24 protein-coding genes are annotated in these 20,392 nt (G+C 54.2%); 16 read left to right on the top strand and 8 right to left on the bottom strand.

Features of this window, described 5'->3' with window-relative positions; genetic code table 11:
* Positions 1-8: 8 nt before the first annotated feature.
* The 3 genes from HNR64_RS04370 to HNR64_RS04380 form a co-directional block, all read right to left on the bottom strand.
* Positions 9-290, bottom strand: coding sequence for a late competence development ComFB family protein (locus HNR64_RS04370; protein WP_204995324.1), 282 nt, complete (start codon positions 288-290; stop codon positions 9-11).
* A 117-nt stretch (positions 291-407) separates the two neighbouring features.
* A complete protein-coding gene (gene arfB, locus HNR64_RS04375; protein WP_204995325.1) occupies positions 408-821 on the bottom strand; it encodes an alternative ribosome rescue aminoacyl-tRNA hydrolase ArfB in 414 nt (137 codons plus the stop codon).
* 13 nt (positions 822-834) lie between these two features.
* Complete coding sequence (locus HNR64_RS04380; protein ID WP_204995326.1) at positions 835-1,782, bottom strand: glutathione S-transferase family protein; 948 nt, start codon at positions 1,780-1,782, stop codon at positions 835-837.
* A 270-nt stretch (positions 1,783-2,052) separates the two neighbouring features.
* Between HNR64_RS04380 and HNR64_RS04385 the strand changes: the two genes are divergently transcribed.
* From HNR64_RS04385 to HNR64_RS04455, 15 genes are all read left to right on the top strand, one after another.
* Positions 2,053-3,609 (top strand): fatty acyl-CoA reductase, encoded by a 1,557-nt coding sequence (locus HNR64_RS04385; protein WP_204995327.1) that lies wholly within the window; start codon positions 2,053-2,055, stop codon positions 3,607-3,609.
* A gap of 208 nt (positions 3,610-3,817) precedes the next feature.
* Positions 3,818-4,288, top strand: a complete 471-nt coding sequence (locus HNR64_RS04390; RefSeq protein ID WP_204995328.1) for a Na+/H+ antiporter subunit E — start codon at positions 3,818-3,820, stop codon at positions 4,286-4,288.
* Positions 4,288-4,569, top strand: coding sequence for an MrpF/PhaF family protein (locus tag HNR64_RS04395; protein WP_204995329.1), 282 nt, complete (start codon positions 4,288-4,290; stop codon positions 4,567-4,569). Before HNR64_RS04390 ends, HNR64_RS04395 begins: the two co-directional genes overlap by 1 nt.
* Positions 4,569-4,883 (top strand): monovalent cation/H(+) antiporter subunit G, encoded by a 315-nt coding sequence (gene mnhG / locus HNR64_RS04400; RefSeq protein WP_204995365.1) that lies wholly within the window; start codon positions 4,569-4,571, stop codon positions 4,881-4,883. Before HNR64_RS04395 ends, mnhG begins: the two co-directional genes overlap by 1 nt.
* 46 nt (positions 4,884-4,929) lie before the next feature.
* Positions 4,930-5,904: a Na(+)/H(+) antiporter subunit B gene (locus HNR64_RS04405; protein ID WP_286694558.1), complete on the top strand. Its 975-nt coding sequence runs from the start codon at positions 4,930-4,932 to the stop codon at positions 5,902-5,904.
* Positions 5,897-6,253: a cation:proton antiporter subunit C gene (locus HNR64_RS04410; RefSeq protein ID WP_036256799.1), complete on the top strand. Its 357-nt coding sequence runs from the start codon at positions 5,897-5,899 to the stop codon at positions 6,251-6,253. The genes HNR64_RS04405 and HNR64_RS04410 overlap by 8 nt, the downstream gene beginning before the upstream one ends.
* The gene (locus tag HNR64_RS04415; protein ID WP_204995330.1) at positions 6,247-7,722 is read left to right on the top strand and encodes a monovalent cation/H+ antiporter subunit D family protein; all 1,476 of its coding nucleotides are present in this window, start codon (positions 6,247-6,249) and stop codon (positions 7,720-7,722) included. The genes HNR64_RS04410 and HNR64_RS04415 overlap by 7 nt, the downstream gene beginning before the upstream one ends.
* Positions 7,719-9,188, top strand: coding sequence for a proton-conducting transporter transmembrane domain-containing protein (locus HNR64_RS04420; protein WP_239547572.1), 1,470 nt, complete (start codon positions 7,719-7,721; stop codon positions 9,186-9,188). Before HNR64_RS04415 ends, HNR64_RS04420 begins: the two co-directional genes overlap by 4 nt.
* Positions 9,185-9,436 carry a hypothetical protein gene (locus HNR64_RS04425; RefSeq protein ID WP_027874727.1) on the top strand — a complete coding sequence of 84 codons (252 nt, stop codon included), beginning with the start codon at positions 9,185-9,187 and terminating at the stop codon, positions 9,434-9,436. Before HNR64_RS04420 ends, HNR64_RS04425 begins: the two co-directional genes overlap by 4 nt.
* Positions 9,426-11,126, top strand: coding sequence for a Na(+)/H(+) antiporter subunit D (locus tag HNR64_RS04430; RefSeq protein ID WP_204995331.1), 1,701 nt, complete (start codon positions 9,426-9,428; stop codon positions 11,124-11,126). The genes HNR64_RS04425 and HNR64_RS04430 overlap by 11 nt, the downstream gene beginning before the upstream one ends.
* A gap of 85 nt (positions 11,127-11,211) precedes the next feature.
* Positions 11,212-11,715, top strand: coding sequence for a lipocalin family protein (locus tag HNR64_RS04435; RefSeq protein ID WP_204995332.1), 504 nt, complete (start codon positions 11,212-11,214; stop codon positions 11,713-11,715).
* A 64-nt stretch (positions 11,716-11,779) separates the two neighbouring features.
* Positions 11,780-12,130, top strand: a complete 351-nt coding sequence (locus tag HNR64_RS04440) for a DUF4870 family protein (RefSeq protein ID WP_027874730.1) — start codon at positions 11,780-11,782, stop codon at positions 12,128-12,130.
* A gap of 95 nt (positions 12,131-12,225) precedes the next feature.
* Positions 12,226-12,639, top strand: a complete 414-nt coding sequence (gene rnk, locus HNR64_RS04445; RefSeq protein WP_027874731.1) for a nucleoside diphosphate kinase regulator — start codon at positions 12,226-12,228, stop codon at positions 12,637-12,639.
* A 72-nt stretch (positions 12,640-12,711) separates the two neighbouring features.
* Entirely contained in the window at positions 12,712-13,431 is a 720-nt protein-coding gene (locus tag HNR64_RS04450) for an SIMPL domain-containing protein (RefSeq protein WP_204995333.1), read from the top strand.
* 126 nt (positions 13,432-13,557) lie between these two features.
* Entirely contained in the window at positions 13,558-14,430 is an 873-nt protein-coding gene (locus HNR64_RS04455; protein WP_204995334.1) for a hypothetical protein, read from the top strand.
* A gap of 53 nt (positions 14,431-14,483) precedes the next feature.
* Here the strand turns inward: HNR64_RS04455 and HNR64_RS04460 are convergent, their stop codons facing one another.
* The 4 genes from HNR64_RS04460 to HNR64_RS04475 are packed head-to-tail and all read right to left on the bottom strand — an operon-like array spanning position 14,484 to position 18,609.
* A complete protein-coding gene (locus HNR64_RS04460; protein WP_204995335.1) occupies positions 14,484-15,326 on the bottom strand; it encodes an SDR family NAD(P)-dependent oxidoreductase in 843 nt (280 codons plus the stop codon).
* Positions 15,323-16,270 carry an alpha/beta fold hydrolase gene (locus tag HNR64_RS04465; protein ID WP_204995336.1) on the bottom strand — a complete coding sequence of 316 codons (948 nt, stop codon included), beginning with the start codon at positions 16,268-16,270 and terminating at the stop codon, positions 15,323-15,325. Before HNR64_RS04465 ends, HNR64_RS04460 begins: the two co-directional genes overlap by 4 nt.
* A gap of 39 nt (positions 16,271-16,309) precedes the next feature.
* On the bottom strand, positions 16,310-17,125 hold the full coding sequence (locus HNR64_RS04470) for an SDR family NAD(P)-dependent oxidoreductase (RefSeq protein WP_204995337.1): 816 nt from the start codon (positions 17,123-17,125) through the stop codon (positions 16,310-16,312).
* 8 nt (positions 17,126-17,133) lie between these two features.
* Positions 17,134-18,609: a flavin-containing monooxygenase gene (locus HNR64_RS04475; protein ID WP_204995338.1), complete on the bottom strand. Its 1,476-nt coding sequence runs from the start codon at positions 18,607-18,609 to the stop codon at positions 17,134-17,136.
* A gap of 96 nt (positions 18,610-18,705) precedes the next feature.
* On the opposite strand from HNR64_RS04475, the gene HNR64_RS04480 reads away from it, so the two are divergent.
* Positions 18,706-19,398 carry a TetR/AcrR family transcriptional regulator gene (locus tag HNR64_RS04480; RefSeq protein WP_204995339.1) on the top strand — a complete coding sequence of 231 codons (693 nt, stop codon included), beginning with the start codon at positions 18,706-18,708 and terminating at the stop codon, positions 19,396-19,398.
* Here the strand turns inward: HNR64_RS04480 and HNR64_RS04485 are convergent.
* On the bottom strand, positions 19,376-20,392 hold the full coding sequence (locus HNR64_RS04485; protein ID WP_204995340.1) for a 1-acyl-sn-glycerol-3-phosphate acyltransferase: 1,017 nt from the start codon (positions 20,390-20,392) through the stop codon (positions 19,376-19,378). The genes HNR64_RS04480 and HNR64_RS04485 overlap by 23 nt on opposite strands.

Consider the following 20,392-nt stretch of genomic DNA (forward strand, 5'->3'; position numbering starts at 1 on the left):
GCCTGATATTATTCCGACCGGGACTCTTTTCGACGGTTGCTTCCCATCACAATCGTTGCATCATTCAATGCTCGGGTAACCTGTTTTTGCAGGGCTGCACGCTCTTCGTTGCTCATGTACATAAGTATATCGATAGCATAGCGAACATACTTTGGCGGCAGTGCGTTTAGCGTCAGACAAAAAAGGTCTTGCAGATAGTCGTTGTCATGTTTTTCGGCCAGTCCACGCAGGGCAATCTCTTCTTCCACCAGCGTTTCCATGTAATTTTTAATATCTTCTGCCAAACGCATCGTGCTCTCCTTGGATTTCGCTATCGCCTTGGGCCGTGCTGACGCTATTAATGATAGTGTCAGGTGCTTCGGTCGAGGGCGGTATACGGTATATCCGAGGGGCGCGTGGGAGAGGGACTAATCAAACACTTTCTTGCGAAGGGCTTTGATGTTTCCCCGTTTGGTTTTGCTGTCCATCCTTTTTGCTTTGGCGCTTTTGCTGGGCTTGGTGGGGCGACGTGTTTTGCGGGTGACGGCGACGCTGCGGATCAGTGCCTGAAGGCGTTGCAGGGCATCTTCTCGATTTTGCTCCTGAGTACGAAACTGCTGAGCTTTAATCACCACAATACCGTCTTTGCTGATGCGCTGATCTTTCAGGGCCAGAAGTTCTGTTTTATAAAACTCAGGCAGTGACGAGGCGCGAATATCAAAGCGGAGGTGTATGGCCGAAGACACCTTGTTGACATTTTGGCCGCCCGCACCCTGAGCGCGAATCGCACTCAGTTCAATTTCGTTATCAGGTAAGCGGACGGCGTTAGAAATTTCCAGCATTTTCGGTAAAGCGCTATTCGTTGCGATTGTGTGGGCGACTGTAGTCGATGTCTGGGCCGACAGGTACGACCTGCGTGGGATTGATCATCGGGTGGCTGACGTAATAGTGCCGTTTGATATGAGAAAAATCCACCGTATCGGCCACGCCAGGCCATTGGTATAGGTGGCGAAGGTAGTTTGACAGGTGAGGGTAGTCCTCAAGGCGCTGACGGTTGCACTTGAAATGCCCATGATAAACGGCATCAAAGCGAATAAGGGTGGTGAAAAGCCGCCAGTCTGCTTCGCTGATGGTATCGCCGCACAGAAAACGCTGCGTGCCGAGCTGATTTTCAATCGTGTCTAAGGCTGCAAAAAGCGCGTCGTAGGCGTCTTCATAGGCCTGTTGCGTTGTCGCAAAGCCGCAGCGATACACGCCATTATTTACCTTGTTGTAGACCTCGTCGTTGATGGCATCTATATCCGCTTGCAGCGACTCGGGGTAGTAGTCCTGGGTTTTTTCAGCGAGGTCTGCAAAGGCGTCATTGAATTGCCGAATAATATCGGCGGACTCGTTATTCACGATACGCTGTTGTTTTTTATCCCATAACACCGGCACGGTAACGCGCCCGCTGTAGTCGTGTTGGTTTCGGGTATACAGTTCGTGCAAGTACTTTGCGTTGTGCAGCGGATCGCCGCTGCTGCCCTGGTCAATATCAAAGGTCCAGCCGTGTTCAAGCATGATTGGGCTTACCACGGAAACAGAGATCAGCGATTCAAGCTTTTTTAAGCGGCGAAAAATCAGCGCTCGGTGTGCCCATGGGCAGGCTAGCGATACATACAGGTGATAGCGGTCGGCTTCTGCCGGAAATTCATCGCTACCAATTTGGCCGCGAAACTGTGATTGTTCGCGCTTGAATTCCCCTTGATTGTTCTCTGTATCGTACCAGCGGTCGTGCCACTTTCCGTCTATGAGTAAACCCATCGTTCTCTCCGTATCTCAGTGTTCAGGGATAGTGTATGGCCGGAGCGATTCAGTATGGGTCGTGTTTGTTGTTGAATCCGATCGAAAAAACCGATGCCTCTTCTACAGGGGTCGTTGAGTGACACGATAACTGGCGTGTTTCCTGCAAGTGAATTGCCTACAAAGCGGCAGAGGGGATGCCGGCGAGGTGTCATGTGGTCGTCAACTGCGCTTGCTAGCGTTAGAGGCCGATCAATGTGGCGATGAAATTCGCGATAGGGGGCAATGAGGATGCGGGATCTGAATCGAGATAAGTCGTCGACGATAGCGGCCCTGACGGGTAAGCAGGTGCTGATTACCGGTACGACGGGGTTCCTGGGCAAGGTGTTGTTGGAGAAGGTTCTGCGCACCACGCCCGGTGTGGGCGGTATTTACTTGCTGATGCGGGGCAATCGACATTTTCGTGATGCCACTGATCGCTTTCGGGAAGAAGTGATCCGCTCCTCCATTTTTGACACCTTGCGACATGAACTGGGGCAAGAAGGCTTTGAGGCGCTGATTGCAAGTCGCGTTCACTGTGTGACGGGGGAAATTACTGCACCGCGGTTTGGTCTGACGCGTGCAGACTTTACGGCGCTGGCTGACAAGCTCGATGTGGTGATCAATTCCGCAGCGAGTGTAAATTTTCGTGAAGAGTTGGATCGAGCGCTGGAAATTAATACGTTCTCCCTGGAAAACGTCGCCAAACTCTGTGAGTTGGGGGGGAATATACCTCTTGTTCACGTGTCCACTTGCTATGTAAACGGCTACCGAGCGGGTGATATCCACGAGACGTCCGAGGGGCCTGTTGGGCTGGCGTTACCTGAGGGGCCGGGTAGATTCTACGAAACCTCGGCCTTGATTGAGCGCCTGCAACGCCTGGTTGAGGCGTTGCGCGGGCAATACGAGGGGCGGGCGCTAAAGGCCAAGCTCATAGAGCATGGCGCGAAGGAAGCGCAAGCTGCGGGCTGGAACGATACCTATACCTTCACCAAGTGGCTGGGTGAGCAATATTTGTACAAGGTGATGCGAGGCTATTCGCTGACGGTGGTTCGTCCGTCGATCATCGAGAGTACACTGCGCGAGCCAAACCCCGGGTGGATTGAGGGGGTCAAGGTCGCCGACGCGGTGTTGATGGCATATGCGCGCGGCAAGGTTGCGTTCTTTCCCGGTAAGCGGGCCGGGGTGATCGATATTATTCCGGCCGATCTCGTGGCCAATGCGGTATTGCTCTCGACAGCCGAGCAGCTGCTCGAGCCGGGCCAGCATCGCATCTATCAATGTTGTAGCGGTGGCCGTAACCCACTAATGCTGGGAGACTTTATTGACCACTTGGTGGCAGAGGCCAGCAGTCATCACGGTGACTACGACAAGCTGTTTAACGCGCCGCCCCGCCGGCGATTTACGGCAGTCGATAAGCGCGTGTTCAGTAGCGTCGCAATGTGCGTTCAGGTGGCGCTGACGATCGTTGGCGCGATACTGCGTCGCCTCGGGCGGCGCGGCAAGCTCAGGGCGCGGCGAAATATCGACACCGCTGTCGAGCTCTCCAAAATATTCTCTTTCTATGCTCAGCCCAATTACTGCTTTCACGGCGACAAGTTGCTCTCTTTATCGAAGTCGATGGGCGCTGTCGATCAGGAGTTGTTTCCCGTGGATGCCGGAGTGATTGATTGGCAGCACTACATTCGCCAGGTTCATATGCCGGGATTAAACCACTATGCGCTGCAGGGGCAGCCTTCAGTGAGGGCACAGCAGCGGCGCGAGGAAGTGAAAACGGCGTCGAAAAACCTGACGGCGACCGAGGCTTGAGTGGGCGGTGGGCAATTAGAACCGATTTTTCTGGACTCTGTGAGAGAACCTTTTTTACAATCCAAGGGCCCTGGCGACCAAAAACAACGATTTTTCGCGCTTTTGGTATGATCTAGGTCAATAAAATAACAATCCGTTGTCGGAGTTCGTGGGGCGATGCACCTCAGGTTTTCGCAAGGCAACGACTCGCTGTGCTGTTAGGAGACTTATGCGACATACTGCCAGTGTAACTCTGGTGTTGGCCGCTATTTGGCTGGGGAATTCCGGCCATTATGATGCGCTGTTACTGAGCTTTGGGGTTGTGTCCATCGCCCTCGTGCTGTGGATCACTCATCGTATGGATGTTGTCGATCACGAGTCACAGCCGCTGCATCTCACCACAAAACTTCCTGCTTACTACTTCTGGTTGTTCAAAAAAATCGTCGCCAGCAATATCGACGTGGTGATACGTGCCTGGCGGGGACCGTCGTCGATCAGCCCGCAATTCGAGCGAGTACCGGCCCCTCAGAAGACGGATATCGGCCGGGTGATTTACGCGAACTCCATTAATTTGACGCCGGGTACGCTCTCTGTGGTGGTTGAAGACGATTATATTTTGGTGCACTCCCTCAGTAGTGACGGCATGGCTGAGCTGAAAAGCGGTGAGATGAGCCGACGAGTTTGCGGGTTGGAAGAGTGATGCTGACAGTTACCACAGTGACGTTGCTACTGGTTATGGCCTTGGCGCTGTCCCGAGCGTTTGTAGGCCCCACCGTATTTGATCGCATTCTTGCAGCGAATATGTTCGGAACCAAAACCGTCCTATTGATAGCGGTGATTGGCTTTCTATTTGGTCGGCCAGAATTTTTAGATATTGCGATGGTATACGCGCTGATTAACTTTATTGGCGTGATCGGTATGCTCAGGCTTATTGAGTACCTGGAAGATGAAAATAGCAGTAGCCAAGAGGAGGACGCGTGATGGAGACCTATGAGTTATTGAGCGCCGTCCTGCTCGCCGCTGGCAGCTTCTTATTATTGTCTGGCGGTATTGGCGTGTTACGTTTTCCCGATGTGTACAGCCGTATGCATGCAGCCGGGATTACTGACACCCTCGGTGCATGCCTGATACTGCTGGCGCTGATGTTGCTCGCTGGCTTTAGCCTGGTACTTCTCAAATTGATGATGATACTGGCGTTTTTGCTGATTACCGGCCCAACATCCAGCCATGCTTTGGGCAAGGCGGCGTGGAAGGCAGGCGTAAAGCCGTTAACCGGAAAGTCGCTGCAGCGGTAAATGTGATAGAGGCCCGGAGGATTTCGCCATAGAACTTTTTATCGATATCAGTTTGCTGAGTATGCTGATTGCCACCGCGATTGGTATAGCGGTGAATCGCGACCTGCTGTCTGTGGTGATGTTGTCGTCGATCTACGGACTGCTGTCCGCCAATTTCTTTGTGACAATGGATGCCGTGGATGTGGCGTTTACTGAGGCGGCCGTGGGTGCCGGAATTTCGCCGCTGCTTATGTTTACAACCATGGCGATTGTCGGACGTTACGAAAAGCTTCCCCATCGCTGGTCGCTGTCTGCCCTGGTGTTGGTGAGCATCACTGGTGCATTGTTGTTAGTGGCTACCATGGATATGCCCGCGTTTGGTGCGCCGGATGCGCCGGCACAGCAGCATGTTGCGCCGCGCTACATCGAGCAATCGGGACAAGAAGTGGGTATTCCCAACATTGTGACGTCGGTGCTGGCGACCTATCGCGGCTTCGATACGTTTGGTGAGGTCACGGTGATTTTTACCGCCGGCGTCGGTGTGCTGTCATTGCTGATGGTTGGCGACAGGGCGACCAAACCGCTTTCCAGTCACTTACTGAAGGCCAGTCAACATAAAATTCTGCGTATCGTCAGCAAGGTGCTGATCGCGCCTATTCTGCTTTTCGCTCTGTACGTTCAGTTCCACGGCGACTATGGCCCCGGTGGCGGCTTCCAGGCAGGGGTGATCTTTGCCGCGGCGATAATTGTTTACACCATGTTGTTCGGGCTGGATTCCGCTCGCCAGGTGATTGATCAAGCCTGGGTAAGGGTGATGGCGGCGGTCGGTGTGCTGTTGTATGGCGCCGTCGGTGTGGTCTCCATGGTTAACGGTGGCAACTTTCTTGACTACGATGTGCTGGCCAAGGATCCACTCCACGGCCAACACTACGGCATCATCGTTATCGAACTGGGCGTTGGCATTACCGTTGCGGCGGTAATGGTGCTGATTTACTTCTCCTTTGCCGGGCGCTTGGTCGACAGGGGGCATCAAGATGACTGACATGCTGCTTACCCATTACAACTACTGGGTTGTGATGGTGTTGATGATGATTGGTTTTTATATCGTGATCGCCCAGGGCAATCTGGTCAAAAAGCTGGTGGGTTTGAACATCTTCCAGACCTCGGTGTTCATTTTGTATATCAGCGCGGGCAAGGTATCGGGCGGCAGTGCTCCCATTTTGGATGACGCGATTTCGGTCTACTCCAACCCGCTGCCCCACGTATTAATTCTGACTGCGATTGTTGTGGGCATTGCGACCACTGCACTAGGGCTGGCGCTGATTATTCGCCTGCGCGAGGCATACGGCAGTGCGGAAGAAAAAGATATTCAGGAACAGAATCAGTGTTGAGTCACCTTCCCATACTGCAGGTTATTTTACCGCTTCTTGCGGCGCCGTCGTGCTTAATTCTTGGTCGCCCGGCGCTGGCGTGGGGGTTTAGCTTTGCTACCAGTGCTGCCGCCATGCTCATTAGCATGCTGTTGCTGCAACAGGTTTGGTTAGAGGGGCCTATTAGCTATTTTCTCGGCGGCTGGGAAGCGCCCTGGGGGATCGAATACTGCATAGACCTGCTCAATGCCTTTTTACTGCTGATCGTCTCGTCGTTAAGCACGGTAGTGTTGGCGGGAACCCGTCAGAGCGTGGCGGCAGAGGTCGAGCCGAATAAACAGACACTTTTCTACGTGTCGTGGTTGTTATGCCTCGCCGGCTTACTCGGCATTCTCGCAACAGGCGATGCATTCAATGTTTTCGTCTTCCTGGAAGTGTCGTCGCTGTCGACCTACACGTTAATCTCCCTAGGCCGCGACCGCAAAGCGCTGTGGGCCAGTTACCAATACCTGATTGTTGGCACCATCGGCGCCACCTTTATCCTGATTGGTATTGGCCTCATGTACATGATGACCGGCACCCTCAATATGCAGGACCTCGCCCAGCGCCTGCCTGTTGTTGCAGACACTCGCACGGTTTTCGCTGCCTATGCCTTTGTGATTGTTGGCGTGTGTTTGAAGTTGGCGCTGTTTCCGCTGCACCTGTGGTTGCCCAATGCGTATGCCTATGCCCCGTCGGCCGTTACCGCATTTCTCGCGGCGACAGCGACGAAAGTTGCGGTGTACTTGCTAATTCGCTTCAGCTTTACGGTATTTGGTGCCGACTTCGGCGCCATGGATATACCCCTTCATCAACTATTTATTGCCCTGGGCTTGATTGCGGTGTTCAGCGCGTCGCTGGTGGCAATCCTGCAGATCGACATTAAGCGCGCGATCGCCTATTCAAGTGTCGCTCAGATCGGTTACATGATTATCGGTTTGGGACTCGGCAGTGCGGCGGGCTTGCAGGCAACCCTGTTGCATTTATTTAACCACGCGCTGATGAAAGGTGCGTTGTTTATGAGCCTGGCAGCCGTGGCGCTGCGTATGGGCAGCACACGCCTGGATGACTTGGCTGGCTTGTCTCAGCGTATGCCGCTGACTGCAATGGCTTTTGTCCTCGGTGGTTTGAGCCTCATCGGCGTGCCGCTGACCGTCGGGTTTATTAGCAAGTGGTATTTGGTTATCGCGACACTGGAAATGGGCATGTGGCCGGTTGCGGTACTGATACTGGTCGGCTCTTTACTTGCCGTTATGTACATTTGGCGCGTTGTGGAGGTGATGTACTTCCGCGACCCGCCGGCATCGAGTCAGGTTTCAGAAGCTCCCGTCAGTGTATTGCTGCCGCTCTGGTTACTGGTGGTCGCCAATATTTATTTCGGTATCGATACGGCGCTACCCGTATCCGTGACGGCTGATGCGGCCCAAGCGCTGTTGGGGTGGGGCAAATGACAATGACCACAGAACTGTTGATCAGTCTAACGATTCTTACGCCTGTATTGGCCGTGCCGGGTATTTTATTGTTTGGCAACAAGCAAAACCTGCGTGAAGCGGTGTCACTCATTGCCGCCGCGGCGTTGACCTGGCTGTCAGTGAACCTCTTTCAGCAGTTGCAGGCGGGCACCGTGCTGGCCGCGCAGTGGTGGGAGCTATTGCCAGGCTTGACGATCGCCTTCCATGTCGAGCCCCTCGGGATGATGTTTGCGCTAATAGCGAGCTCGCTGTGGTTTGTGACAGTGGTGTACGCCATCGGTTATATGCGCGGCCATAACGAACAGAATCAAACACGATTCTATGCCTGCTTTGCTGTGGCGATCGCCGCGGTGATGGGTGTTGCCCTTGCCGAGAACCTGTTTACGTTATTTGTATTCTACGAAGTACTGTCGCTTTGCACCTACCCACTTGTTACCCATGCGGGCACGGATAAAGCTAAGCACGGTGGCCGTGTGTATCTGGGCATCTTGTTGAGTACCTCCATCGCGTTTTTCCTGCCGGCGATGATTATTACCTGGATGCAAAGCGGCACACTGAGCTTCACAGCGGGAGGCGTTTTCGAGGAAGGAACGTCCGTTGTTTTGCTGTCGGTATTGTTAGTGTTATTTGCCTTTGGTGTCGGCAAGGCCGCATTGATGCCGTTCCACCGGTGGTTGCCGAGTGCGATGGTGGCGCCGACGCCTGTTTCAGCGTTGCTTCACGCTGTGGCGGTGGTGAAGGCGGGGGTCTTCACCGTGCTGAAGGTCGTGGTATTTATCTTTGGTATTGACGCGGTGCAGTCGCTACCGGTCACGCAGTGGCTAATCTATCTGGCATGTGCCTCTATTCTGCTGGCGTCGCTAGTGGCCATGCGCCAGGACAATATTAAGGCGCGATTGGCATATTCCACCATCAGTCAGCTTGGCTATATTACCTTGGGCGCCTTCCTTGCCAGCGCCAATGGTGTGTTGGGAAGCGCCTTGCACATTGCCATGCATGCGGCGGGCAAAATCACCCTGTTTTTCTGTGCAGGGGCAATTTATGTTGCCGCGCATAAGACGTTGGTGAGTGAGCTGGACGGCTTAGGTCGAAAAATGCCTTATACCTTTGCGGCGTTCACCATTGCGGCCTTGTCGATTATTGGCTTGCCACCCACGGGTGGCACATGGAGCAAATGGACGCTGATGCTGGGGGCTGTTGATAGCGATCAGTTATTTGTATTGGCAGTATTAGCGCTGAGTTCGCTGTTGAATATTGTTTACCTTTTGGAATTACCGGCGCGGGCCTTTCTGCGCGCGGCTCCTGCTAGTGAAAGCGATCAACATGGTGGGGAAGCGCCGTGGCCATCACTATTGGCGCTGTGCGTAACGGCGCTCAGTTGTATTGTGCTGTTTTTTACCGCAGGGCCCATTATGCAGTTTCTGCAAGGAATTAGCCTGACATGAAGACATCGGATAAAAAAGCATGGCTGGAGCAGCCGGCCAATGTCGACAAGTTGGTCTACCTGGTCTATCTGATTTGTGGCGTCTTACTCGTCGCTGAATTTTTTTACGAAAAGCACCCTTATTTTGGCTTTGATGGATCTTTCGGCTTTTACGCGGGCTTCGGATTTTTGGCGTATTGCACGATCGTTTTCTCTGCAAAGGCGCTGCGTCGTGTGTTGAAACGTAGCGAGGATTATTATGGCGAATGATTGGCTGATGAATCCCGCCCTGTTGATGATGTTGGCAGGGCTGCTGGCGATTCGCCTTCCCACGAAATTGCTGGGCCCCCTGGCGGTGGTAACCCCGACATTGGGCTTGCTAATGCTTTGCCAGTTGCCCAATGGTGAGCAGGGGATTGTTTCGTTATACGGTCTAACACTGACAACGCTGCGAGTGGACGGCCTCAGTTTCGTATGGGCGGTGATCTTTCATATTGCTGCGATACTGGCGGGGCTGTATGCCTGGCATGTGAAAGATCGCATGCAGCAATCTGCAGCGCTGGTATATGCCGGTGCCGCGATTGGCGCCGTGTTGGCGGGCGACTTACTGACCTTGTTCTTGTACTGGGAGTTAACAGCCATTTCCTCTGTGCTGTTGATCTGGGCAAACCGCACGGCACGCGCGTATACCGTGGGCCTGCGCTACCTGGTTATTCAGGTGATCTCCGGTTTGTTATTAATGGCCGGCGCGATTGTTCACTATCAAGCGACAGGCTCGTTGGCCTTTGATCACCTCGGCTTAGACAGCCCCGGTGGCTGGATTATTTTCCTGGCCTTCGGCATCAAATGTGCGTTTCCACTTTTGCACAATTGGTTGCAAGACGCCTATCCAGAGGCTACCGCAACGGGGACCGTGGTATTGTCGGCGTTCACCACCAAGCTGGCGGTTTACGCTCTGGCGCGGGGCTTTGCCGGCGAGGATATATTAATCACCATTGGCGCGGTGATGACGGCGTTCCCGATCTTCTTCGCAGTAATTGAAAACGATCTGCGGCGGGTACTCTCCTACAGCCTGAATAACCAGCTTGGCTTTATGGTTGTTGGCGTCGGTTTGGGCACCGAACTGGCGTTGAATGGCGCCGCGGCCCACGCCTTTGCGCACATCCTTTACAAGGCATTGTTGTTTATGTCGATGGGGGCTGTGCTGTTGCGAGTTGGTACGGTTAAGGCCAGTGAGCTGGGCGGCTTGTATAAATCCATGCCGTGGACCACGTTGTTTTGCATTATTGGTGGTATGTCAATTTCAGCGTTCCCGCTGTTCTCTGGCTTTGTTACCAAGTCAATGATTCTTACCGCGGCAGCTGCTGAGCACCAGTGGTTGGTGTGGACGGTGCTGCTGTTTGCCTCGGCCGGGGTATTGGATCACTCGGGCATTAAGGTTCCGTTCTTTTCCTTCTTTTATCATGACGCCGGGCACCGGGTGAAAGAAGCCCCCTGGAACATGCTGCTGGCAATGGGGGTAACGGCCTTCCTGTGTATTGCTATTGGTGTTTGGCCTGAGCCCTTATATGCAATTCTGCCTTTCCCGGTGGATTACAAGCCCTATACCAGCTACCACATCATCACGCAGTTGCAGCTACTGATGTTTGCCGCGCTGGCGTTTTGTGTGTTAATTCGCAAAGGCTGGTACCCGGAAGAGATTCGCTCAACGAACTTGGATTTCGACTGGGTATACAGACGTCTGTTGCCGGCCGTCGTGAAGAAGCTGTTGGCGTGGATGTGGCGACTCGACTCGGCAGTGCGTGCCGTGGCAATGAAGGCCGTTCATGCCGTTATTGAAAAAGTGGCTCAGAGCCACGGACCGGGCGGAGTGATGTCGCGCAACTTGTCTACGGGCACCATGGTAAGTTGGCTGTCGGTATTTTTGGCGCTGTATTTATTCTTTAGCTTTTACTGGTAAGCTGTCCCCAGATTAGGCGTTGTGACGGGAGCTTTGGCTCCCGTTTTTGTTTGGGTGATCACTGGATAATTGAGGAGTGCCAGCCATGCGTAGCGTGTCATTGTGTCTACTGATCTGTTTTCTGTGCGGCTGTACCTCATATCCTGCCGGGGCGCCGCCGGTGACTAACTTTGTACTCGATCGCTATCTCGGGCAGTGGCATGAAATTGCTCGGCTGGATCATCGCTTTGAGCGCGGTTTAAGCAAGGTTACCGCGCAGTACGAACGCCGAGACGACGGCGGGGTACGCGTGATTAACCGAGGCTTTGACGCGGAGGCTGGCGAGTGGAAAGAGGCAGAGGGCCGCGCCTATTTCGTTGGTGATGCGTCGGTTGCGCATTTGAAAGTGTCATTTTTTGGCCCTTTTTATGCGTCTTATGTCGTGTTTGGCTTGGACGAAAACTACCAGCACGCCTTCGTTTCTGGGCCAGACAACGACTATTTGTGGTTGCTGGCGAGGGAGCCTGCGGTTAGCGAGGACGTTTGGCAGTCCTTTTTGCGCAAGGCTGAGCAAGCGGGTTTTGACACTGGGGCGTTGATACGCCCTTGATCGTGATCTAAGGTCAGCGGATAGTGATTGTGTTAAGCGCATCTATCAACAAGGAGTGGATGATATGACGCAAGCTGCGATGCCTTCATCGTCGGCGGAAAATATGGCCAAGGTCGTCTATGTGCTGTATCTGGTGAGCCTGGTATTTGGTATCACCGCCATCGTTGCGGTTGTAATTGCTTACATCAATCGAGATGACTGCGCCCCCTGGTTGCGAAGTCACTATCAATTTCAAATACGCACATTTTGGATTGGCGCGCTTTACGTCACGCTGGGCACGGTATTGTCCTTGGTGCTGGTGGGCTGGCTTATTTTATTTTTTTGTCTAATATGGCTGGTAGTGCGCTGTATCAAAGGGCTCAAAGCTCTGGACGCACGCGAGCCATACCCGGATCCCCTCGGCTGGCTGTTTTAACCTCATTTCAATTTCCTCCACAGACACGCTCGCCGCGCGAGGGTGTTCGCTATGTCGCATAGGTGGAAAGGCTGGACGTAACAAAGAGAGACATCATGGATATCAGGCCAAATATTACTATTTCATCCTTGGACGCGGAGCGTCTTGAGGCTTTGCTGGACTCGCCGGCGGCGGCCAATGCGCCGGGCTGTGAGGAGTTGGAGGTCGAGCTGGGGCGCGCAGAAATTGTTTCGCCAAGCGACATGCCGCCCTCAGTAGTGAGTATGAACTCGACGGTGCGCTTTAAAGAAGTTTCGACTGACCGCGAGTTTTGTATGACCTTAGTATACCCGCGGGATGCTGATGGTCAGGGTGATAAAATCTCGATTTTGGCGCCGGTAGGAAGCGCTTTGCTGGGGCTTTCTCAGGGCGATACTATCGAGTGGCCAAAGCCCTCTGGTGGTGTATTGCAGGTGCGAATAGAAGAAGTGATTTATCAGCCCGAGCGGGCGGGCGAGCTTCATCGCTAGTACGACTGGAATTTATTTCAGCGATGAGGGTCTGTTAGCTATCACTATGCCGCCCCTAATGAGGACAATACGATGAATCTCTTTTCCCGAAGTAGTGCCGCCATGCTGGGCGTCAGCCTGATAATCGGTCTGGCCTCGTTGGGGGGGGTGCTTGCCGGTGCCGTTCATGACTTTAAACAGTATGAGCGCAGTGTGCGTGTGAAAGGCTTGTCTGAACGTGAGTATAAAGCTGATATTGTCATCTGGCCCATTCAATATACCTTGGCCAGCAATCAGCTCGGCGCGCTCTATGATCAGCTTGAAGCGAATGCGGCAGCGGTTAGCCGCTTTCTGCTTGAAAATGGCATTACCGCGCAGGAGATCACGCGGGCGGCACCCGTCATTATCGATAAATCGGCACAACAATACGGTGGCGGCGGACGCGCGGAGTTTCGCTACACCGCGAGCCAGTCGGTAACGGTATATTCCACGAAGGTGGACGCCGTCCGTGAGCTGATGGGCCAGGTTTCGCAGCTAGGTAAGCAGGGGATTGTGTTAACGGGCGGTGATTACCAGTCGCAGACCGAGTATCTGTTTACGCGCTTGAATGAAGTCAAACCGGTGATGATCGAGGAAGCCACGACGAAAGCCAGAGAGGTTGCACTAAAGTTTGCTGCAGACTCACAGAGCGTTCTGGGCAAAATCAAACGCGCGAGCCAAGGCCAGTTCTCGATCAGCGACCGCGATCGAAACAATCCGCATATAAAGCGTTTGCGGGTTGTGTCGACGGTAGAATACTACCTGTCTGACTAAGGTTCACAGCAGGGGGAGGTTGGCGCTAGTGAATCGCTCCTTCTCCTGATACATTCTACATCGTGAGCCAGCGCTGTCTCCCTGCGCTGCCAAAGGATATGGAACGCACTCTCAAGGACGATAACAATGAACACACCAATCAATAAAACCCTCCGCTATTGTCTCGCTATGTCATTCGTTGTGGTGGGCGCGAATGTGACCGCCGGTACGGCAACTATCGAATCAGATGGGGAGCGAAATACTCTGGAGTTTCGCGGTGAAGAGTACCTGCGTATGCAGACAGACCGCGATGGCTACATGTTACACAGAAACGGCACGCTCTATGTTGTCAGTGGTGCCGAGGGCGAGGAGACCGTTATTGACGCCTCCGCGGCGATGAAAATGTTCGGGGGAATGATGCCCGATGTAGGCCCGAGCGCGACGGGCGTTCACAGTTTGCGAAATACCGGCCGAAAAGAAACGGTGGCAGGTGTGAAAGGTGAGGTGTGGATCGCCGATTACACTGATGAAGAGGGCCGGCATCAGGTGGAAATGGTGCTATCAAAGGATGCCGCCGCCAGGGAAATGCGCGATGCCATGATGGGCTTCATGCGCAGCATGATTAAAGCCAGTGGATCAAATTCTGATCAAGCCGATGAGATGTTCGAGCAGTTGCGAAAGCGCGGCTACGGGTATCTTCGTGTTGGCAATGACATGAAAGTTGTCGCGTTGTCGGGCAAGAAAATCGATAAGGGGCGTTTTGCGTTGCCTGCGGAGCCGATGCAGATGCCTAACTTAGGTAACTTTGGCGCGGCGATTTCAGCAGGTGCTGAAGTGGAAAGTGATGAGCAGAACGCGCAGGGCAGTGCCGGCTTTAGTTTTGGCAGTATCTTTCAACAAAAGGCTGAACGCCAGCAAGAACGAGCAAAGGATAGAACGGAAGAGGAAGTCGACAAACAAACTGATAACGTTGTCGATAAGGCGTTAGATAAGGCTTTTAATAAACTCTTCGGTAACTGAGGCAGTGCGCTGTTTGGAGGCTGGCAGGGGCGCTGCCAACCTCCGCGCCGTCATCAATGAGCTTGGCGGCGTGATTTCACCGCAAAGGTGAACAGGCGTTGATAGCCCGCCGGGAAGGCGCGCGCTAAGAAGTCAAAAACCCGGGCGTCCGGGCCGATCAGTACGCGGCGGCGATTTTTCTCCACGCCTTTGATAATCACCTTTGCGGCACTCTCTGGCGTATTGAAGAATAGCTTTTCAAACTGATTTACGGCGTCATTGGCGCTGTTGCCGGTGGCCGCGGCCACGCTGGCGTTCACCTTTGAGCGCTTTGCGATGTTGGTTTTAATCCCACCGGGGTGGACGCAGGTGGCGCTAACGCTGGAATCCATCAGCTCCAGGTCCTGCCGCAGTGACTCGGTAAAGCCCCGCACCGCGTACTTACTGGCGTTATAGCCGCTCATTAGTGGTTGTGCGGTTAAGCCAAACACGCTTGATATATTAACGATATGCCCGCTTCCGGACTGCTCCAGCAGGGGGAGAAAGGCCTTGCTGCCGTAGACCGTTCCCCAGAAATTAATGTCCATAATCCACTCGTATTCTTCCAGGCTTAAGCCCGCTACGGTGCCCGACAATGCAACGCCCGCATTGTTGATGACGATATTCACTTGACCGTGATCGCGCTGCACCGTGTCGGCCCAGTTGAATACCGCTGCTTTATCGCTGACATCCAGCACTTGCTGAGTGACTTTTAGGTCGCTGGCGGGAATAAGGCGGACCGTTTCCTCGAGCCCGGTTTCATCGATATCGGCCAGCGCCAAGTGGCATCTCTTTTCCGCCAGTTGCAGGGCGAGGGCCCGGCCTATTCCCGAGCCAGCACCTGTAAGCGCGACAACCTTGCCGGCTAGGTTTTTCATTGGGCTGACTCCGAGTATTTGGTCAAAAACTGTTGGTAGCGCGCGGCACTCTCTGCGGGAATTTCCAGCATGGGCATATGGCCGATGCCTTCCCACACGGTGATTTCCAGCGTAGGAATCGCCGCGCGCCAGGTGTCGACACTACTTACATGGATAAGTTGGTCTTCACTGCCCCACAGTAATAAAGCAGGCGAGCGCAGATTGGCCAATCGTGGTTCTAGCAAAGCGGTACTGTGAAAGTCGTTGAAGATTTCAGCGAGATCAGTGCGACGCTGCTGGTAGTCTTCAGCCATTGCATCCAGCACGACGCCGGGCATCCACGGCGGCTTGGCCATCGTCATCGCGTAGAACTCACGGAACTGATCGCGTTTTTCAACGAGGAAGGGGTTGCGCCCTTCGGCGAGTAATTTTTGCATTGTGCTGGGCTCAGGCGAATTCACTCCCGCTGGGTCTACGAGCCCGGTCGTTAATACCCGCTCTGGGTAGCTGAGTGAAAAGTCGGCGCTGATGAAACCACCCATGGAGTTGCCGATGATATGCACCTGGTCGATGTTCAGCGCATCCAACAGGCCTTGGAGGCGCCGGGGTTGCGCGGTGATACTGTAGTCGCCGCCACTGACAAATGCGGTGTCACCGTGACCGGCCATATCCGGGATAATAATGTGGTAGTCGTCGACGAAGTGTTTGGCAAAGCGTAGCCAGACATTTTTGTCGGCGCTGTAGCCATGCAGCATCAGCAATGTGGGCTGCTCTGGGTTGCCGCCTTGATACAAGCTCATCTCCAATTCGCCGATATCGACACGGCGCTCTTTGAAGCCATAGATCGATGCCTCGCCTGCCATGCTGGCGGTGTACAGGAGGTGCCCTAAAGCGGGGTAGCTGTGATAACTCCACAGTCCACCGGCAATCAGGGTGACAAATGCAATCAGCAGAAACTTTTTCACGAGCGCGTTCCTTTATTGTGTTGGAATTATTATGGCGGGTTAAGGTTGTTTGGGGTATTCGCTTAGGTCGATGACCGGGCGCATTTCGCGCCATATGATACTGCTTAGCCACTTAAGTGGGACGAAGCGCGCGCCCAACCAGGTTTTGCCCGACCCGTTGCCGTACACCAGGCGTGGCTGGTTGCGGCGAATACAGGTGATGAGTTTGGCGGCAATTGCCTCCGGTTTGGTACTGAGGAAGTGGTCGGAGAAAGCGCGGCTGCGATCCTGGCGCGCAATATTTGTGTCGATGCCGCCCGGGTGCACGAGGTGGACTTGAATGGGGCTGGTATGCAGTTCGGCCATCAGTGCTTCGGTATAGCCGCGCACCGCAAATTTACTGCCGCAGTAGTCACTGTGATTCGGTGTGCCCACCAAACCGAAGATGCTGGAAATATTGACAATGGCACCTTCATTATTGGCCTGTAGGTGGGGGAGAAAGGTCTGGCAGCCGTGGATAGCGCCGAAGTAGTTCACATCCATTACGCGGCGATAGTCACTAAGGTCTGTTGCCCAAGTTGGTTTGGCGCTACCTTCGATGCCGGCGTTATTGATAACAATATGTGCCGGCCCCAATTGACGTTTCACCGCGTCGGCAAAATCCGTCATGGCGGCATGGTCGCTGACGTCTACGCTCTGATGAAAGACATCTGCCGGGTTGACGTCAAGCTGCGCCACGGTCTCCGTCAGGCCGTCGCTGTCGAGGTCGCACAGCGCGAGTTTGCAACCTTGAGCGGAGAAAGCATGGGCGTAGGCGCGGCCCATACCCGAGCCGGCCCCCGTGATTACAACAACTTTGTTAATCAGGTTTTTCATTATTTTGCCTAGGAAAGTTGGTGGTCGTTGGGGCGGAAATTCCGTGTCCAGCGTCGATAGGTGAAACTGAAGCCCGGGAACATGGCGATGACATGGCCACTTTTGCTCTGATACCAGCTGTTGCAGCCGCCGGACTTCCACACGGTGCGCTCCATTTCGCTGTGGATGTGCTCGGTGTAGCGTTTCTCTGCGTCGCGATTGACCTCAATAGTCTTACTATTGCTGCGTTGAACCGCGCGAATGCTGTTCATGATGTAGTCCATCTGCGCCTCGATGATCACGATGGCCGAGGTGTGGCCGATGCCGGTATTCGGCCCTGTCACCACAAATAAATTCGGGAAGCCGGGCATACTGGTGCCCAGGTACGCCCGTGGGAACTCCGCCCATGCCGATTGCAAGGTTTGGCCGCCGCGGCCTTCAACGGAGTATGAGATAACACCGTCAGTGGCATCGTAGCCGGTGGAGTAGACGATCAAGTCCAGATCCAGGTCTTGGCCCTGCTGCGTGCGAATGCCGCGCTCGGTGATCTCGGCAATGCCGTCTTCGCTGCTGTGAAGCGTGACGTTATCGCGGCAGTAGGCGGGGTAGAGGGTATCTGACAAGATGATACGTTTGCAGCCGATGGTGTAGTCCGGCGTTACTTTAGCGCGCAGCTCAGGGTCGGCAATCTGTTTGTTAATGTGCTTGAGGGCGCGGCGTTTGGCGAGAATATTCAGCATGGCTTCGGAGTATTTAAAGCCAATAACGCGGCTCTCCAGTGCCCAATAAACGGCTTGGCGAAGTAGCTTGTACGCCCAGCGGCGCCGCAGAATCGCGCGTTGCCAAGGTTTGAATCGATAGTCTGGGCGTGGAATCACCCAGTGGGGACTGCGTTGAAAGACATGCAATTGCGCAACGTCTTCTGCGATAGCGGGAATCACTTGTGCTGCACTGGCGCCACTGCCAATAATCGCCACCTTTTTACCGCGGTAGTCGTAATTGTGATCCCAATTATTAGTGTGGAAGCTGTGCCCCTCGAAGCGCTCGCGACCTTTGAAGGCCGGGATAACCGGGGTGCTTAGCGGGCCAGAGGCATTAATGATGAATTGCGCGAGAAAGCGGCGGCCGTCCTCACAACTCACCTGCCACTGTTGCGACGCTTCCTGCCAGCGAATACTGCTGACATTGCAGCCAGTGCGTGTTTTCTCTCTGAGACGGTGTTTATCGATGACGTGATTGGTATAGCGTTGTAGCTCATCACCGTCGGCAAACATTTGTGACCAGTCATAGGGCTCTGATGCGATGGAGTAGAGCGCTGATTGCACATCTACCGCGGCGCCGGGGTAGGTATTCTGGCACCAGGTGCCGCCCATAAAGTCGCGTCGTTCGAGGATGACGTAGTCATCGATACCATTTTTCTTCAGGTTTATTGCCGCGCACTGCCCCCCGAAGCCACTGCCAATAATCACAACCTGATGGCGGCTTGCCTGCTGTTGTTCACTCATCGTTGTTTTTCCTATCTGTGAGCAGCCCATTCGGCTATATCTGATGACAAGTGTCTTCACTTTACTTTTGACGACGCGTGATGTCAAATTGCTGTCATGGCAAATGACAGTGTGAAAACCGTCGCTGAAAATGCGACCAGTGGCCGGGTATACGGCGGTGTAAAGGCGGAGGAGAGGCGGGCTGCTCGGCGGCAGCAATTCCTTGAGGCAGGATTAGAAATCTTTGGCACAGAGGGTTTTCGCGCTGCGACGGTGCGCAAATTGTGCCGCCAAGCAAAATTAACCGATCGCTACTTTTACGAAAGTTTTGACAATTTACAGACGCTATTAACCGAAGTGTACGAGCTTCATATGGGGCAGATACGCCAGCGCATTTACGACAGTGTGATGGATGCGCCGCCTGGCATGTCGGTAAGGCAGCTTGTTGAGCGAATGCTGGACGCCTACTTCACCGCGCTGGAAGATCCCCGCGTCGCGCGCGTATGTATGGTGGAGTTAGAGGGAATCAGTCCAGAAGTTGAGCAGTTGTACCACGGTTACATAATGTCTTTTTCAGACTTGATTCTGGAGCTGGCACGTTACGTCTACCCTCAGTGGCAGCTCGACGATGAGGAGGCACTGATGCTGGGTATGTCGCTGGTTGGCGCCATGCGGCAGGCGGCAACCCACTGGCTGCGCAGCGACTATGCCATTGCAAAAGGGACCGTGGTGCGCGCTGCGGTGCGTTTAGTGATGGGGCTTATCGAAAATATTGCTGCCGAGCAGACTAGCCCACACCGCGATGCATAGCATCGACTTCATCTTGCATTCTATGCCATTGGTTTATCAGTAGCTCGCGTCGGCCAGCGTCGTCGGCAGGAATGCTACTTGCGGGTATGCGCCAAAACTTGAGTTTAACGGTGGTATCCATCCAGCCGCCGTTGAACAAACTGGCGAAGCTGGATGACTTCTCGAAGCCGCTATGTGCAAAAAACACGAGGTCTTTGTCCGGGGCGCCGGCCATCAGTGCCAGTGCACCGGCAGGTCGAATAGGCAAGAGATGGGTCCACCGCTCGGCATTTCGCAGGGCTTTCTGATCGTTCTTTTTTTGAAAGGACTCAAACAGCCGCTGGCGCTTGGCTGTCGAAAACCGCGTTCCTTCCATATAAATAATCAGCGTCTCTTGCTCGGAGGCGGTGGCAGCGAGGGTGCTCAGAGCGCTGAGTTCTGGCCCCATGTCCTCGGCTACGCGGTTTAGGAACACGTTGGGTAGGCGGTTACCCACGATATCCAGGCAGGGGTCCATGAGTAGCTCGCGTTTTAAAACATAGCGCACGCGAAAAGCCTTCGGTATGGCATAAAAAGACATGGGCAATACCGTGTCGCCAATACTTGTGTGCCGTGGCAGCAGTATCGCGGCGTTGCCTTCCAGGGCCTCCTGGCCGGCGATTTCGAAACGCAGGCGAAACAGGCGTTCTGCGCCGCGTCGCAAGGTATCTGCCCACCAGTATTGCAGTGCGCTGTTGGCGCGTAAGTAGCCCTCGGACTGGGTGTTAGCGGTTATGGCGTAGCGCAACCACAGCCAAGTGCTGGCGAGAATGCCCGCGACCTCGCAGAAGAGAAACAGGCTGATAAATGTAAGGCAACGCAGGCCCGACCGGCTTGCGGGAAAGCCCCATCCAAGTAGCCAAAAGAGCGGCACCCAAATAACGGCGGTGGCGAGCATAAGCGCGGCGAGAGTCGTGATAAGCAAAATGGAGAGGAGCCGGCGGGGAAGGGTGTGTTGGCTAAGCCAGGAAACCAA

Source organism: Spongiibacter marinus (genome assembly GCF_016906995.1).
Lineage (GTDB): Bacteria > Pseudomonadota > Gammaproteobacteria > Pseudomonadales > Spongiibacteraceae > Spongiibacter > Spongiibacter marinus.

Excerpts from the sequence above, each read along its gene's own strand:
- HNR64_RS04370 (WP_204995324.1), bottom strand. The coding sequence starts at position 290 with ATGCGTTTGGCAGAAGATATTAAAAATTACATGGAAACGCTGGTGGAA.
- arfB (WP_204995325.1), bottom strand. The coding sequence starts at position 821 with ATGCTGGAAATTTCTAACGCCGTCCGCTTACCTGATAACGAAATTGAA.
- HNR64_RS04380 (WP_204995326.1), bottom strand. The coding sequence starts at position 1,782 with ATGGGTTTACTCATAGACGGAAAGTGGCACGACCGCTGGTACGATACA.
- HNR64_RS04385 (WP_204995327.1), top strand. The coding sequence starts at position 2,053 with ATGCGGGATCTGAATCGAGATAAGTCGTCGACGATAGCGGCCCTGACG.
- HNR64_RS04390 (WP_204995328.1), top strand. The coding sequence starts at position 3,818 with ATGCGACATACTGCCAGTGTAACTCTGGTGTTGGCCGCTATTTGGCTG.
- HNR64_RS04395 (WP_204995329.1), top strand. The coding sequence starts at position 4,288 with ATGCTGACAGTTACCACAGTGACGTTGCTACTGGTTATGGCCTTGGCG.
- mnhG (WP_204995365.1), top strand. The coding sequence starts at position 4,569 with ATGGAGACCTATGAGTTATTGAGCGCCGTCCTGCTCGCCGCTGGCAGC.
- HNR64_RS04410 (WP_036256799.1), top strand. The coding sequence starts at position 5,897 with ATGACTGACATGCTGCTTACCCATTACAACTACTGGGTTGTGATGGTG.
- HNR64_RS04420 (WP_239547572.1), top strand. The coding sequence starts at position 7,719 with ATGACAATGACCACAGAACTGTTGATCAGTCTAACGATTCTTACGCCT.
- HNR64_RS04425 (WP_027874727.1), top strand. The coding sequence starts at position 9,185 with ATGAAGACATCGGATAAAAAAGCATGGCTGGAGCAGCCGGCCAATGTC.
- HNR64_RS04430 (WP_204995331.1), top strand. The coding sequence starts at position 9,426 with ATGGCGAATGATTGGCTGATGAATCCCGCCCTGTTGATGATGTTGGCA.
- HNR64_RS04435 (WP_204995332.1), top strand. The coding sequence starts at position 11,212 with ATGCGTAGCGTGTCATTGTGTCTACTGATCTGTTTTCTGTGCGGCTGT.
- HNR64_RS04440 (WP_027874730.1), top strand. The coding sequence starts at position 11,780 with ATGACGCAAGCTGCGATGCCTTCATCGTCGGCGGAAAATATGGCCAAG.
- rnk (WP_027874731.1), top strand. The coding sequence starts at position 12,226 with ATGGATATCAGGCCAAATATTACTATTTCATCCTTGGACGCGGAGCGT.
- HNR64_RS04450 (WP_204995333.1), top strand. The coding sequence starts at position 12,712 with ATGAATCTCTTTTCCCGAAGTAGTGCCGCCATGCTGGGCGTCAGCCTG.
- HNR64_RS04455 (WP_204995334.1), top strand. The coding sequence starts at position 13,558 with ATGAACACACCAATCAATAAAACCCTCCGCTATTGTCTCGCTATGTCA.
- HNR64_RS04460 (WP_204995335.1), bottom strand. The coding sequence starts at position 15,326 with ATGAAAAACCTAGCCGGCAAGGTTGTCGCGCTTACAGGTGCTGGCTCG.
- HNR64_RS04470 (WP_204995337.1), bottom strand. The coding sequence starts at position 17,125 with ATGAAAAACCTGATTAACAAAGTTGTTGTAATCACGGGGGCCGGCTCG.
- HNR64_RS04475 (WP_204995338.1), bottom strand. The coding sequence starts at position 18,609 with ATGAGTGAACAACAGCAGGCAAGCCGCCATCAGGTTGTGATTATTGGC.
- HNR64_RS04480 (WP_204995339.1), top strand. The coding sequence starts at position 18,706 with ATGGCAAATGACAGTGTGAAAACCGTCGCTGAAAATGCGACCAGTGGC.